The organism is Halalkalibacter lacteus, assembly GCF_036663595.1.
GTDB classification, from domain to species: domain Bacteria; phylum Bacillota; class Bacilli; order Bacillales; family Bacillaceae_D; genus Halalkalibacter; species Halalkalibacter lacteus.
Genome location: NZ_JAWRVL010000020.1, coordinates 65,527 through 81,030, shown reverse-complemented (window position 1 = coordinate 81,030; position 15,504 = coordinate 65,527). Strand labels below are relative to the sequence as shown.

At 38.3% G+C, this 15,504-nt stretch carries 12 protein-coding genes and 2 pseudogenes; 4 read left to right on the top strand and 10 right to left on the bottom strand.

The genetic code is table 11. The features are described 5' to 3' along the window. Positions 1-2,645, bottom strand: a 2,645-nt coding sequence (locus tag SAZ04_RS14860; protein WP_332696476.1) for an AAA domain-containing protein, incomplete at its 3' end; no start/stop codon positions are given. 290 nt (positions 2,646-2,935) lie between these two features. Here SAZ04_RS14860 and msrA (SAZ04_RS14855) point away from each other — a divergent pair. Next, positions 2,936-3,916: a peptide-methionine (S)-S-oxide reductase MsrA gene (msrA, locus tag SAZ04_RS14855; protein WP_332696474.1), complete on the top strand. Its 981-nt coding sequence runs from the start codon at positions 2,936-2,938 to the stop codon at positions 3,914-3,916. After that, a pseudogene (locus SAZ04_RS14850) lies at positions 3,913-4,107 on the top strand (peptide-methionine (S)-S-oxide reductase); the annotation flags it as partial. The gene msrA (SAZ04_RS14855) and the pseudogene SAZ04_RS14850, both read left to right, overlap by 4 nt. A gap of 106 nt (positions 4,108-4,213) precedes the next feature. Here the strand turns inward: SAZ04_RS14850 and SAZ04_RS14845 are convergent. The 6 genes from SAZ04_RS14845 to SAZ04_RS14820 form a co-directional block, all read right to left on the bottom strand. Next, on the bottom strand, positions 4,214-4,783 hold the full coding sequence (locus SAZ04_RS14845) for a DNA-3-methyladenine glycosylase I (protein WP_332696472.1): 570 nt from the start codon (positions 4,781-4,783) through the stop codon (positions 4,214-4,216). Positions 4,784-4,863: 80 nt separating this feature from the next. After that, positions 4,864-5,511 carry a DUF429 domain-containing protein gene (locus SAZ04_RS14840; protein WP_332696470.1) on the bottom strand — a complete coding sequence of 216 codons (648 nt, stop codon included), beginning with the start codon at positions 5,509-5,511 and terminating at the stop codon, positions 4,864-4,866. Between the two features lie 348 nt (positions 5,512-5,859). Next, complete coding sequence (locus tag SAZ04_RS14835; RefSeq protein WP_332696468.1) at positions 5,860-6,579, bottom strand: HAD family hydrolase; 720 nt, start codon at positions 6,577-6,579, stop codon at positions 5,860-5,862. 396 nt (positions 6,580-6,975) lie between these two features. Continuing rightward, entirely contained in the window at positions 6,976-7,422 is a 447-nt protein-coding gene (locus tag SAZ04_RS14830; RefSeq protein WP_332696465.1) for a DUF3270 family protein, read from the bottom strand. A gap of 902 nt (positions 7,423-8,324) precedes the next feature. Next, positions 8,325-9,308 (bottom strand): tRNA dihydrouridine synthase, encoded by a 984-nt coding sequence (locus SAZ04_RS14825; RefSeq protein ID WP_332696463.1) that lies wholly within the window; start codon positions 9,306-9,308, stop codon positions 8,325-8,327. A gap of 169 nt (positions 9,309-9,477) precedes the next feature. Beyond that, the gene (locus SAZ04_RS14820; RefSeq protein ID WP_332696461.1) at positions 9,478-9,657 is read right to left on the bottom strand and encodes a hypothetical protein; all 180 of its coding nucleotides are present in this window, start codon (positions 9,655-9,657) and stop codon (positions 9,478-9,480) included. 459 nt (positions 9,658-10,116) lie between these two features. On the opposite strand from SAZ04_RS14820, the gene msrA (SAZ04_RS14815) reads away from it, so the two are divergent. Then, complete coding sequence (gene msrA / locus SAZ04_RS14815) at positions 10,117-11,097, top strand: peptide-methionine (S)-S-oxide reductase MsrA (protein ID WP_332696459.1); 981 nt, start codon at positions 10,117-10,119, stop codon at positions 11,095-11,097. A gap of 71 nt (positions 11,098-11,168) precedes the next feature. After that, a pseudogene (locus SAZ04_RS14810) lies at positions 11,169-11,747 on the top strand (peptide-methionine (S)-S-oxide reductase MsrA); the annotation flags it as partial. Between the two features lie 118 nt (positions 11,748-11,865). On the opposite strand, the gene SAZ04_RS14805 reads toward SAZ04_RS14810, so the two are convergent. The 3 genes from SAZ04_RS14805 to araB form a co-directional block, all read right to left on the bottom strand. Next, a complete protein-coding gene (locus SAZ04_RS14805) occupies positions 11,866-12,435 on the bottom strand; it encodes a DNA-3-methyladenine glycosylase I (protein ID WP_332696456.1) in 570 nt (189 codons plus the stop codon). A gap of 42 nt (positions 12,436-12,477) precedes the next feature. After that, positions 12,478-12,876, bottom strand: a complete 399-nt coding sequence (locus tag SAZ04_RS14800; protein WP_332696454.1) for a UPF0158 family protein — start codon at positions 12,874-12,876, stop codon at positions 12,478-12,480. 930 nt (positions 12,877-13,806) lie between these two features. After that, positions 13,807-15,465 (bottom strand): ribulokinase, encoded by a 1,659-nt coding sequence (araB, locus tag SAZ04_RS14795; protein ID WP_332696452.1) that lies wholly within the window; start codon positions 15,463-15,465, stop codon positions 13,807-13,809. Between the last annotated feature and the right edge of the window lie 39 nt (positions 15,466-15,504).

Genomic DNA, 15,504 nt, shown 5'->3' with positions numbered 1-15,504 from the left:
GAATCATCGATGTCGTACTCCTCTTCATCTTCGTCGCCAGAAACGGAGCTTTGGAACATACTAAATGGAGGAAGCTGCTTCTCATCGCCTGCAACGATCACTTGCTTTGCACGATAAATCGCTGCAATACTGCTTTCCACTGTACATTGAGACGCTTCATCAAAAATGACGAGATCAAATAATCCTTCCTCAAGTGGAAAGATCGATGACACTGTTTCTGGAGACGTCAGCCAAACTGGCAGCACATCCAACAGTCCGTCGTATGCAAATTCTTCAATGACTTTACGTAGTGGCCAGATTCTTCTTTTCTTGGTCACTTGATGGTTAAGTTCTTTTACACGTCTTCCTTTCTCCGCTTTTACTTGCAGCGTCATCTCACTTAGCTCATGGTGCAAGAATTTCTTGGCGACTTCCCTCTTCTCATCGATTCCCTTCGCAAACAACTCGCGGATTCGTTCAAATTCATTTGTTGATATTTTCTTCACATCAGGATGATTCGTTTCCACTTGATCGATCCAATGAATAAACGTCGAGTTTCGGACGAGGTCTACCCAAACTTCCGGCAATGATGACGTATCGGTTAATTCTTTTTCCTTCAGCTTATCAACGACACTTTTTACTAATTCAGTACTATTCTCCAAATAAGAATCCATTTGTCGTAAGTCTTCAAAGTCTTGATGGATGTACTCTAACATCTTATCAAGCTCTTCTATTGGGATATCGCCTTCAGAGACTCGTTGTTTCAATTGCTCAACAACGTCCTCATCGATATAGGCTTTTAGCTTCTCAATCTGTTTCGCCATCGATTGTGTCTCATTCGAAAGTTCATACATAATCTTTAAGCCTTCGCGAATCGTAAGCCATTCTGTTGAAGATACTCCTTTAAACTTTTGACCCTTTAATAATTCCTCAATAATTTGTTTTCCTGTAAACGACGTCCACCACCAGAGGCGGAGACCTTGAAGTGTACGCTTATTTTCGGGGTCTAGGTCTCCATAAATTTTGCTGAGTTTATCATTTACAAGCCACGTATATGCTGGTGTGATTTTTTCATGATTGAGTGTGTTTAAATACTCTACAGATGACCGGGCCTTCGTCAGTACGTCTTGTATTGTTTCGACTACGTTTAACTTATCCTTCATTTCCATGAAAGCAAATGACTTTCTCATTTTTAGTGGATAATCATCTTTTCCAAATCGTTCATACCATTCGCCGTACGTCATCACGGCAGCAAGAGTGTCTTCTAAAGCGGTTTTGCTTATCTTCGGGAGAATGTCGCTAACATCTAACAATCGAGCCGTATCTTCCATCGGTTTTGCCTGCCCGTAAAGGTCGTACAACCTGTAACCAAAGACTTGGTATTCAAATAACGTCGTTGAGATCGAATTTAACATAGCTTCTTGAGAAGCAATTCTTTCAGACAGTTCTTTTAATTCTTGCGCTGCTTGATCAAATAACAATTCCGGCTGATTCAAAAGCTGTTCAATCTGTCCATAGAGCGCCTTGCGATCATGTTTTTCATCGTGAATGAGTGTACTATGCTCGGCAAGAGTCAAACTTTCTAAACGTTGATAGATCACATCAAGGGCAGCTCGTTTTTGACAGACAACGAGCACCTTCTTTTTTTGATGAAGGGCATCCGTAATGAGATTGACGATCACTTGAGATTTCCCTGTTCCTGGTGGTCCATGGACGACTAAGCCTTTTTGATAACGCGCCTCTTCTAATATTTCTTCTTGTGAACCATCTGTTTGCATTAAAAAAAGCTTATCTTCCTCTTTAACTAACGAACCAGAGAGTCGGTCCTTTTCACTTTCTTGAGAAAGCAATGATGAGGAATCGACCACATCATCAGTCGGATCGATGAGGTCCTGGGCCAACGCTAAATCGTCTTCTTCATTTAATTGAATCATTTGGTCATAGTCTTTGACGATCGCCGAGCCACCTTGAGGAAAATTGCCAATCACCGCATGCTTCAAGAGTGTTACGTTCACCTGGTCAGGAATCTCGTCTCGCCTGAACTCTCTTAAGCGTGAGATTTCCCCTTCTTGCACTTTGATATCCGGAAACACATCTACTAACAATGCCTTCCATTGCGCAAAATCATGAGTGATTGCTATTTCGCTTAACCCATCTAACCAGTCCTCCGAAAAGGCCATACCATTTACCTTTTTTAATGCCAGAAACAACGTGCGGTTGATTTGCGGTTCATCATCAGAGTGTTTTAACACCCACTTTTGTTGATTCACTCGATCCTTTTCTAACCGAATTGGATATAAAAACAAGGGAGCTTGAAAAAAGGTACCATCAACCATCGTCCCTTGGATAAATGGATATCCTAAATAAAAATCATAGACCCCTGTTTCATCCTCGATTGCTTTCATATTCCGAAATAAATCAGTCACTTTCTTAGAGAGCAGCAAGGAGTCATCATCATTTATTTTTACAGTAAAAAGCGGAATGTCGTTTTTGTGATTACTAAGAACTTTTGATACGACACTCTCCGATATTCCGGCCTCCATTCTTCGGTCTAACTCTGTTACGTCCAAACTCCATTTGTTATATAATTTCAGCAATCGAATCGAACGATTTCGCTTACTAATGTCATTTAACTTATCACGCATATGGACCAATTTCTCTTTCATATTTAACCCCTTTTCCCGTGTCTTCTGTCATAAACTATATGTAAACAAACGTAAATTATATTCACTACTTTTCGACTAATTGTAATTACCTAATTTTAACAAAGACAAAGGAGAAAGACCAAAGAAATTGTCGAAAATAAGAAAGGAAGGTTCCGCAATCTCAAAAAAGCACTGGGCGTTGATTTGAAGCAAAGCGACGTTTTGATATACCCCCTTAAGCTGTGATCAAACTTGAATATTACCATTTAAACACGATACACTTAACCGAAAAAGTAAACAGGTGATCTTTAATGAATAAAAAAGCAAGACGTGAAGAAGCCACCTTTGCGGGTGGATGTTTCTGGTGCATGGTAAAGCCATTTGATGAATTTCCCGGTATTTATAAGGTGCTCTCCGGCTATTCAGGAGGCTACAAAGAAAATCCATCGTATGAAGAAGTAGTTTCCGGTTCTACAGGTCACCGAGAAGTTGTACAAATTACTTTTGATCTAAATGTATTTCCATACGAAAACCTACTGAATATTTATTGGAGAAACATTGATCCGACCGATGAAGGCGGTCAATTTCACGATCGTGGGGAACAATATAAAACAGCGATCTACTATCATAATGAAGAGCAACAAAAGTTAGCAGAGGAATCAAAGCGTCGGCTTGAAGAAAGCATGAAATTTAATAAGTCTATTGTAACGGAGATTCTCCCAGCCAAAACCTTCTATCCGGCCGAGGAGAAGCATCAAGATTATTATATGAAAAATCCATATCATTATAAACGCTATTATGAGGGGTCAGGACGAAAAGGATTTACCGAAAACAAATGGAGGGTAGAAAAAGACCCAAAACAACTTAAAGAGAGGCTGACTCCTCTCCAATATGAAGTGACTCAAAATAATGCGACAGAGCGGCCATTTGAAAACGAGTTCTACCATAACTGTGAAGAAGGAATTTATGTCGACATTGTATCAGGCGAGCCCCTTTTTAGCTCTAAAGATCAATACGATGCTGGATGCGGCTGGCCAAGTTTCACAAGACCAATAAACCACTTCCATATCACGGACAAACTGGATAAAAGTCACGGAATGATACGCACAGAGGTTCGTAGCAAATATGGCGATTCCCATCTTGGCCACGTCTTTTATGATGGACCTAGAAAAAAAGGCGGTCTCAGATATTGCATAAATTCTGCCGCATTACGCTTTATTCCCAAAAATAAATTGGATTCAGAAGGATATGGAGAGTATTTATCCATTTTTGAGGAAGGTGAACAAACATGAGTAAAAATTTTGATATGCAAACAACAAATGTACAAACTGCAACATTGGGAATGGGATGATTTTGGGGACCAGATGCCCGGTTCGGACATCTACCAGGAGTTATTAGAACACGTGTTTGTTTTTCAGGTGGTACCACCCCTTCTCCAACCTATCGGAATATAGGTAATCATACAGAGACGTTAGAAATTAGAAAAAATTATAACTAATAAAATAAATGGGGGTGTCTCAAAAGGTCAAAAACAGACATTTTGGGACCCCCCTTATGTATTTCGGGGTCTTAAAAAGGAAAAATCCGTTCTAAACTAATGTATGAGAAGGATGACAAAAACAGTCCAAAGTATGATCGTTCACCAACCCTACCGCTTGCATATAGGAATAACAAATTGTACTGCCGACAAATTTAAATCCATCTTTTTTTAACTTTTTGCTCATATGATCACTTATTTCGCTTGTCGCAGGTACTTCTTTTACTGTCTCCCAATGGTTAATCATTGGTTTGTTGTCTACAAAGCTCCAAATGTAATGAGAAAAGGAACCGTATTCTTTTTGAATTTTTAAAAATGCTTTGGCATTTGTTACGACGCTTTGAATTTTTAATTTATTCCGGACAATTCCCTTATTTTCTATTAAAGATTGTAGTTTTTCATCCGTATAATAAACAATTTTTTCTACATCAAAATGATCAAAGGCTTTTCGGTAATTTTCTCTTTTCTGTAAAATTGTCCACCAACTAAGTCCCGCCTGTGCTCCTTCTAGGCAAAGCATTTCAAATAATGTCCGATCATCATAAACAGGTACTCCCCATTCTTTATCGTGATACTCAATATATAGAGGCTCTTTTGCTATTACCCACGTGCATCGTTTCATCACTTGTAGCTCCCTGCTTTAGTTTCTAGTTAATCTCTATTTACGAATCTGTAATTTGCTTTTTAATCAAAGCCCCCTCCTCAACAACAATAATCATAAGGATGAAGCGGACGCTCAGCACGAAATACCCACTTGGGCTTTACCAATGGATCCTTCCAATGCCACGCTCCGAGCGCCGCTGCACATGCATCAATTGAATGACTCTCTTCTTCTACAAAAGCAGGCACTCCTGTTACGTTTTGTTCCCCTAGCCATTCTCTTATATATTTTCTTGCTGGTAGATCCTTTTTGTAGTTCAGCACAAGCTCAAGTTCTTCCTTCGAAAACCTTGATCCAATCACAGCACCTGGGTGCACTTCCACAATAGAAATAGGATAATTCGTTCGTAGATTTTCAATTTCCCTGCTAAGCCTTATTCCTCTTAAGGTTAGATACACCATTTTAGTTAATGTAGGCGGCATGATTGACCCGGACTTCATGCCTAATGAAACAATGTATTGCCTCAATTGTTTATCGCTTATCCTATCTCCCCCGCCGTCTTGATAGGATAAAGGGGCATCAATGCCGATTACGACTTCATCGTGTTGGGCTTGTGCTTTAACCTCTTCTATTATTCTCTGATCCCCTATATTACTGATTGATTTGATGAATGCTAACCTCCCGTCACGTATTTCAAAAACAGTCAATACCGTATCCTTATGGTTACTGGGCCCAGATAAATCTTCCATTTACACAATGCATGCCCATTAACAAATACTTTCGCTCACCGACTTGAATATATGATTCGCCAGATTGAATCGCTTGCTTAATGTCTTTATTTCTTATACTGTTGTACGAAAAGTTCAAAAGACAAGAAATGATTCCTTGCGTAATGATGTAGAGACTACCTGCGAAATGGCCAACACCTTTTTCTAATTAATCTTCATTTGTTCCGTAAATAATTAGCAAGACTGCATCATATTTTCTTCAATAATAAAAGCCGCCCGATTAAAGCGGCTTTTTCTTTTATTCTTTTCTTTCAAACCAAGATTTCAAAGGAACTAAAATAGGAACCAGAATTTTATAATTGCTGATTCCTAACACAATGGCCTAAGCTTTTTTACAAATAAATCTAATAGCTCTTTGGCACTATGTACTTCTTTATCTGGTTTATAGGTAGCATTGGCTGGTAAATCTTTCTTACGATGATTCATCCAGACAGCCTGCCAGCCTGCTTGTTTTGCTCCGATAATATCTTTTTCAAAATTGTCCCCAATATAAACCGTTTTGGTTTGGTCAAGTTCTATTTTCTCTTCAATAAAATCAAACACTTCTCTTTTCGGTTTTGCATGACCAATGGTTCCAGAAATAAAAGTCATTTCTGCAGGAACCCAGCGACTAAGGCCGAGCTGCTTTATTTTCATTGCTTGATGTTTTTCCTCACCATTGGTAAGAATCCCAAGCTGTTTCCCTTTTTTGTAAAGTGCATTTAGTAGTTCTTCCACTTCCGGAAACAATGTAATGTTTTTTTGTTCGGCAACATACGATTCATGAAAAATAGCCGCTTTTTCCGTATCTAAAGGAATGTTAAAGTCCTTAAAGGCAGCGATAATTCGTCCAGTCTGCCATTCAAATTGTGATATTTCACCTGCTTCACTTTGATCAAATAAAATCTCACTATACTTTCGACTAGCTTCATATAATTGATCAATTTCTTCGTCTGATAATGGCTCTTGAAACAGCTTCCTCACAGTTTTATGAAAAGATTGTGCTTGGTCATATAGTGTATCATCGACGTCAAAAATTATCGTATCCATTCAAAACCCTCCTCGTATTATTATGATACCACTTATTTATGCTAGAAATTGTTTAAATTGACTCAAATCCTTCATATTGGAAGCAACGGGACGGTTTGAGACTGGTGAAAAAGTCTATAAATATTTGAGTAAGTGCTCAACACCTACTGAATACGGTGGTTTCTCTTATGTGAGACACCTATATATCGTGTTCAATTATTCAATTTATTACTTTTTCACTGGTCCCGGACGGTTCTTGTGCTTCCTTCGTTTAGCGAAACAAAAGAATCAAGAGATCCGTCCCTTTGCTTCCGAAGATATAGTCTGCACAAAAAACAATATGTCTGTTTGTTGCGCCAGAGCCAATATAAAATAGATAATATACTTTGTAATAACACTAGTTCTCAACTTTTCTTATCACCACTCAAAAAAATATTTAAGTGTTAATGTAATCGATGTATAAGAAACTATAGCCAGGGAAAACGGTACAAAGTGAGCATTGCTCTCCTTTGGTAACTCGTTTTTTAAGACGTTTAAAATCATTGCACCTGAAATGAAGGCATAAACAAACGATTGCACCATCGATGATACGGTTAGCCAAATTGCAAGTCCCCATCCGATTAATATCCCAAAAGCGAGCACGAATCTTCCAACTTTATTATATTGATCTGGATTTTCTAGCCATAAGTCATTAGCAACTGCGATATAGTGTAGACCAATTGCCGCCCCATAAAATGCGGCTTGAATACCTTCTACGTTCGATGCGACGACAGTATAAGAAATAAGCATATTGTATAAAGTGTAAAAACCAATTTGGAGCCAAAAAAAATGTGTTTTTTTCTGCAGAACCTTTGAGTTGAGCAAATGATAAAGATTTCTCTAGTGCATAAAATAACAGTAACCCCAATAGACCAATAACATATAATTCCGATTCCATTGCTAGTGTACTAGAGTAGTCTTTAAGTTTTTGTTGCTCTTTATGTAAAGAAGGTAACACATATACGAATACATATGAGACTGCTAGTCCAACTGAAAATGACAACCATCGTAAACGTTTAAAATGTTCAGAAGGAATGATTTTATTTGCTAATAAATGAATTGTAATGAAAAAAACCACAATAATGATAATGTCGAAGGACATTGCTCTCGCTCCCTAAAATTTCTTTTATTTTTCATATCCCCCTTTCATAGCTAAATAAAACTAATATATATTAGAAGCTTATGGGAGCATAAGTAAAGAACAAGAAGTTACTAAAGAGAGAGGTGTCTATGAAGCAGGGAAAACTTAATTAAGGAAAAATAAATCCCTAGCTTTTTTATTGCGCAGTATTTAGTCTACTATGTAATATAAGAGTTTACTAAACAATCTGGCCCGTTTTTTGAATAAAACACAAGCTTACTTCCAAAATACTGAATCCAATTATCATGCATATTGACATTACAAGGTAAATAACAGGGATAATATTAAAGAGAACACTTATAATTTTTAATGAATAATCTTGTGTGAAATTTGTGTAAAATGATTTATATGTCTATTCATGTGAATAGTTTCAACTGCTTCTTTTGTTCCCACACTCCACATGTGCAGAGTGTATGTGGAACAAAAGGGTGATGGTGGGTTTATTACATTCTTAAGACCTTTTTCTTTCAGAAAACAGACTTTATCAAAACAAAAGTTGCCGGCTACAAAGGAACTTGAAACTGAATAAAATAAGTACACATGAGTTGATGTGATTCATTTTTCCTCTAACTTTTTGAGAGTTACATCATTTCACTGTCCCCGTCCCATCAACTTCTTTTCCAAAGTTATCAAGCAATGCACGCACTTCATCTGTTGATTTCGTGTTCATCAATTGATTTCTTAATTCACCAGCTCCACGGAATCCTTTGACATAAATTTTGAAAAAGCGATGAAGCCCTGTGATTGAACGTGGCAGTGCTTCCGCATATTGATCTTGAAGATCAAGCTGCAGTCTTAAAAGATCAAGGTATTCTTTACTGCTATGCTCTTTTGGCTCTTTTTCAAAAGCAAAAGGATTTTTAAAAATACCTCGCCCGATCATAACGCCATCAATACCATATTGTTCAGCAAGCTGCAGCCCAGTTTGACGGTCAGGAATGTCTCCATTGATTGTTAGTAGCGTATTTGGTGCGATACGGTCACGTAATTTTTTGATTTCCGGAATTAGCTCCCAATGCGCATCTACTTGGCTCATTTCCTTTCTTGTACGTAAATGAATAGAAAGGTTCGCAATATCCTGTTTTAAAATATGCGTTAGCCACTCCTCCCACTCATTTACATCGTTATAGCCAAGTCGTGTTTTCACGCTGACAGGCAGCCCGCCCGCTTTTGCTGCTTGAATAAGTTCTGCCACAACGTCTGGACGCAGAATAAGGCCACTACCTTTCCCTCTCGATGCCACATTCGGTACAGGGCAGCCCATATTAATATCGATGCCTTTAAATCCTAGCTCTGCCATGCCAATACTCATTTGACGGAAATATTCGGGATTATCCCCCCAAATATGTGCCACCATTGGCTGTTCGTCTTCTGTAAAAATCAAACGGCCACGCACACTTTTCATGCCCTCTGGATGACAATAGCTATCCGAGTTTGTAAACTCTGTGAAAAATACATCCGGTCGACCGGCTTCACTTACTACGTGACGAAAAACAACATCTGTCACATCTTCCATTGGTGCAAGTACAAAAAATGGTCGTGGTAAATCACGCCAAAAATTATCTATCATTTCAAACTCAAATCCTCTCACTATGGATACAACTTCAAACTCTCGGTCAAAAAATATAAAGCCAAATGTTCCACTTCTTTTACACTTATATCATGCTTAATAACTTATTATCCAACACAACAGCTACGATAAATAACTCACTGTCTGAACCAAGCCCATTGACCAGAGATTAAATAGCTTTGGAATTCGGCGCAGTAGCAAGGATTACTTTAACTCCACCAATGCCCTGAATGGCTACAAGATCGCCCGGTCGAGCTTTGCTATTTCTTAATGCACTAAACGTTGTTTCACCAGCACACATAAGTGGTGCTGCTTCTAATACAGATAATTCATTTGGAATGCTTGACAAACTATCCTTGTGGGGCTTTGCGGGTCAACGGAATCATGTTTAAACTCCTATCATCTTTGATATCATTAGTATAACTTAGCAACTTTTTAATGACGAATTATATATTACGTAAAAAGCGAATGAAGGCACGATGATCAGCAATGTGAAACCGTGAAAAGACTTTTCACCTACCAACAAATTCCACATACTAGCAATCATGAAATTCCGTGCCTATCACTGAGATATTCAAGCTCTGAAACCAAACGCATATGGCCTTTCGCTCTGCCAATTCGGAGATAACACACAATTGAGCTCTTAATTCATAGCTTCATTCAAGCATTCAAAATAACTGTCTACCAATACAAAAAACGCCGTATGCAAACGACGTTTTGTTATACTCCCTTACTAGCTGTGATCAAACTTGAATATTACCATTTAAACACGATACACTTAACCGAAAAAGTAAACAGGTGATCTTTAATGAATAAAAAAGCAAGACTTGAAGAAGCCACCTTTGCGGGTGGATGTTTCTGGTGCATGGTAAAGCCATTTGATGAATTTCCCGGTATTTATATGGTGCTCTCCGGCTATTCAGGAGGATACAAAGAAAATCCATCGTACGAAGAAGTTGTTTCCGGTACTACAGGTCACCGAGAAGTTGTACAAATTACTTTTGATCCAAATGTATTTCCATACGAAAAACTACTGAATATTTATTGGAGAAACATTGATCCGACCGATGAAGGCGGTCAATTTCACGATCGTGGGGAACAATATAAAACAGCGATCTACTATCATAGTGAAGAGCAACAGAAGCTAGCTGAGGAATCAAAGCGTCGGCTTGAAGAAAGCATGAAATTTAGTAAGTCTATTGTAACGGATATTCTCCCAGCCAAAACCTTCTATCCGGCCGTAGAAAAGCATCAAGATTATTATAAGAAAAATCCATATCATTATAAACGCTATTATGAGGGGTCAAGACGAAAAGAATTTACCGAAAACAAATGGAGGGTAGAAAAAGACCCAAAACAATTAAAAGAGAGGCTGACTCCACTCCAATATGAAGTGACTCAAAATAATGCGACAGAGCGGCCATTTGAAAACGAATTCTACCATAACTGTGAAGAAGGAATTTATGTCGACATTGTATCAGGCGAGCCCCTTTTTAGCTCTAAAGATCAATACGATGCTGGATGCGGCTGGCCAAGTTTCACAAGACCAATAAACCATTTCCATATCACGGATAAACTGGATAAAAATCACAGAATGATACGCACAGAGGTACGAAGCAAATATGGGGATTCCCATCTTGGCCATGTCTTTTATGACGGACCTAGAGAAAAAGGCGGTCTCAGATATTGCATAAATTCTGCCGCATTACGCTTTATTCCTAAAAATAAATTGGATTCAGAAGGATATGGAGAGTATTTAGCCATTTTTGAGGAAGGTGAACAAACATGAGTAAAAATTTTGATATGCAAACAACGAATGTACAAACAGCAACATTGGGAATGGGATGATTTTGGGGACCAGATGCCCGGTTCGGACATCTACAAGGAGTTATTAGAACGCGTGTTGGTTTTTCAGGCGGTACCACCCCTTCTCCAACCTATCGGAATATCGGGAATCATACAGAGACGTTAGAAATTGATTTTGATCCAACGATAATTTCTTATGAAGAGATCCTAGATATTTTTTGGGAAAACCATAATCCGCTAAGGGTTAATGATTATAAAGGAAGGCAATACATGTCACTTCTTCTTTATCATAATCATGATCAAAAAGATATCGCAGAGAAAAAAAGAACAGAATGGGAACACATTCTTAATGGAGACATACAAACTGAAATTGCTTCCTATTCGACATTTTATCTGGCAGAAGATTATCATCAAAAGTATTATCTAAAACGCTTTAAGAATGCAATTGAGAAACTGAATACTTGTTTCCCTAATCACACCGATTTTGTTAATTCAACTCTTACAGCTCGTTTAAACGGTTTAGCAAAAGGGTATGGAAGTCCTCCTGAAATCAGAAAAGAAATCAATGATTGGGGCCTAAATACAGAGAATAAGAAAGCGTTAATTGAATTATTAAATCAGATTCGATGGTAACTAACTGCAATTAGAAAAATTATAGCTAATAAATAGGTGTGTCCCAAAAGGTCAAAAATAGACCTTTTGGGACACCCACCCTTATGGATTTCGGCGTCTTAAAAAGGAAAAATCCGTTCTAAAATAATGTATGAGAAGGATGACAAAAACAGTCCAAAGTATGATCGTTCACCATTCCTACCGCTTGCATATAGGAATAACAAATTGTACTGCCGACAAATTTAAAACCATCTTTTTTTAACTTTTTGCTCATATAAGCACTTATTTCGCTTGTTGCAGGTACTTCTTTTACTGTCTCCCAATGGTTAATAATTGGTTTGTTATCTACAAAGCTCCAAATGTAATTAGAAAAGGAACCGTATTCTTTTTGAATTCTTAAGAATGCTTTGGCATTCGTTACGACGCTTTGAATTTTTAATTTATTCCGGACAATCCCGTTATTCTCCATTAAAGATTGTAATTTTTCATCTGTATAGTGAACAATTTTTTCTGCATCAAAATGTTCAAAGGCTTTTCGGTAATTTTCTCTTTTTTGCAAAATCGTCCACCAACTGAGTCCCGCCTGTGCTCCTTCTAGGCAAAGCATTTCAAATAATGTCCGATCATCATAAACAGGTACTCCCCATTCTTTATCGTGATAGTCAATATATAAAGGCTCTTTTGCTATTACCCACGTGCAACGTTTCATCCCTTGTAGCTCCCTGTTTTTTGCTTTGCAGTTATTCTCTATTTAGTCAATATTATTACTCTTACAAAATTCCTTAGCTATTTCCTTATAACAATGATCACGGTAATCATACCATTGTTCCGCAATTTCTAACCGATAGACATCGTCCTTAAATCGTCGAAATGCTCCCTTCCCTCTAATGGCATTAAGTAATATGTCTTGTTTTTTTTGATCAGAAAGGCTATAACAAAACCTTTCCATCATGTCATACTCATGAATATCAAAGCTAGTAGGGAGTGAGGCATATTTATCAAAACTTTCAACTATGTCATACGCTAACTTCACTTCATCTTGTTGCCATTCAGGTAAATGATCAAATTCCTCTTCATCTTCCGCAATCCATAATGACGCACTTGAGACACAAACGATTTCTCCCACTATGTGTTCTAATTTCACTTTCATAACCTTGTCCTCCTCTATTCTCATTAAAGCTTCCATTCGCCTATTTACACCTAAATATTTATTGATAAGATTACTTCAATATGTTGTTGGCGCTTTTTTGATATGTCTAGTAATTCATTTTCCACTACATCATCATAATCAAGGACGTGTCCATTTCCCATAGATTCGTCATACTTTTTTTAGTAAAACATCCATTATGTTCAAATCTACTTTAGGGACCCTCGCTCCAAACGCTCTTTTCTGGAGCAGAATGTTAGGTGGCGTAGTTTCATAGAAAAGCATCACCCTTTCAAAGTCAGTCAATAAATTCGTTTCCCTTTTTACATTTAGCTTGCTGGTCAATCCGGTGGACAGGTTGGCAAATTAAAAAGTTGCAAACGTTTGATCACGTTCCATCACCTTACCTCCCTCGCATTAAACAAAACCAACAGAACGTAAATAAGTCACACTCAACTCCACACTTTCAAGAGTAGGTCTCTCAAAATCCTCTTGCTCGACAAAATAGTATTTCACCCCCACATCAGCTAGAATTGGAAACACCGCACGATAATTAATGATCCGTTCCCTACTTCTGTGGATTGCCCCGCTCTATCCATATCTTTCACATGAATAAGCGGAACATAGCCTCTGTATTTCTGCAATGTGGCCACTGGATCAAAGCCCGCATAACGCACCCAAAACAAATCTATCTCAACGTGCTCTAGACATTCAAGGGTTAACATACGGCCCCAGAAACTGATTTAATTAATAACTGTCTATCAATACAAAAAACGCCGTATCAAAACGACGTTTAATCAATATTATTACAGAGCTTTAACCATGCTTTTTACTTTATGAACAGAGAAGACAGCATGCAAGAAAGACGCAGTGGACGTGTTGGTTTTGGATGATAATGGGAATCATTAACTCTAAATCTTTAATTACACCACCTCACTTCTTTTTCAGTGCCTTTAATTTTTTCATTACATTATTCGGGCCTGTTCCAAAGTAATCGTAAAGCTTTGAATACTCCTCATATAATAAATCATATACTTCCGCATTTTCAGAGTTAGGATAATACACCTTTTCATCTATTGTTCCCATGGCGGTGCTGGCTTCAGAGATATCGTCATATCCGCCCCTAGATGAGCCAGCTGCTACCGCTCCAAATATAGCACTGCTTAGAGCCGGCCCTTGAGAGGCCCCTCCAATCTTCACAGGCATATTAATGACGTCTGCATAAATTTGCATAGCTAAGGAATTCTTTTGCGCAATTCCCCCAGATGCATAAAATTCATTGACAGGAACATCATTTTCTCTAAACGTCTCAATTATTTTCCTTGTTCCATAGGCCGTTGCCTCTATTAATGCCCGGTAGATTTCTTCAGGTTTTGTCTGTAATGTTAGCCCGATGATTAATCCTGTCAGATTGACATCAACAAGTGTAGATCTGTTTCCATTCCACCAGTCTAATGCAATTAATGCATTTTCACCGGCCTTCAGCTGTTCTGCTTTTTTCGTTAAATAGTCATGAATACTGATATTTTCTTCTTTTGCATTTTCATAGTATTCATTGCTCACACAATGATCAACAAACCATCCAAATGTATCCCCTACACAGTTTTGCCCTGCTTCATAACCGAAGAAGCCTGGAATCACGCCATCTTCAACGACACCACAAATACCGGGAACATGCTGCTCCTTATCACTTAATAGAATATGGCAGCTTGATGTTCCGATAATATCAAGCATTTTTCCCGGGCCATTAATCGATAAGGAAGGTAAAGCTACGTGTGCATCTGCATGGCCGACTGCAACTGCCGTTCCCGTCCGTAATCCTGTCAGTTCAGATGCTTTCCCCGTTACTTCTCCCGCTTTTTCTCCCACTGGGGAAATAGGGCAGTTAATCTTATCCTCAACGATATTTTCCATCCGCCAATCCAGTGCTTTGAAGAATGTTTTATCCGGATATCCGTCCTTTTTATTCCAAATTGCCTTATATCCGGCAGTACATGCATTTCGGGTTTGGACCCCTGTAAGCTGCCAAACGATCCAGTCTGCCGCTTCAATAAAATAATCTGCTTCTTCGTAAATATAAGGTGCCTCATCTAAAATTTGCCATACTTTCGGGAACAGCCACTCGGAAGAAATTTTGCCTCCGTAACGCTTTAACCAATCCTGATTCATCTCTTCCGCAATTTCGTTTAATTTGTTCGCTTTGTCTTGTGCAGCATGATGTTTCCACAGCTTTACGTAAGCATGTGGTTCATCTTTATATCTATCAATAAAACATAAAGGTGTCCCGTCAGATTTGACAGGTAAGATTGTACAAGCTGTAAAATCAATCCCAATCCCTATAATATCATCTGGATGAACACCTGAATTTTGAATGATGTCCGGTATCGTTGCGGAAAAAGCATCTAAATAATCCTGCGGATGCTGAAGTGCCCAATCAGGAGGTAATTCCTTACCATTCGGAAGCGATGTATCTAACACGCCATTGGGGTAAGAAAAAGTTGCTGATTCTAATACTTCTCCTGTCTTCACATCCACTAACACCGCCCGGCAGGAAAGCGTTCCAAAATCTACACCAATTGTATATTTTGACAAAGTAACCGAACCTCCTCTATATTCAGATAATTACCACCA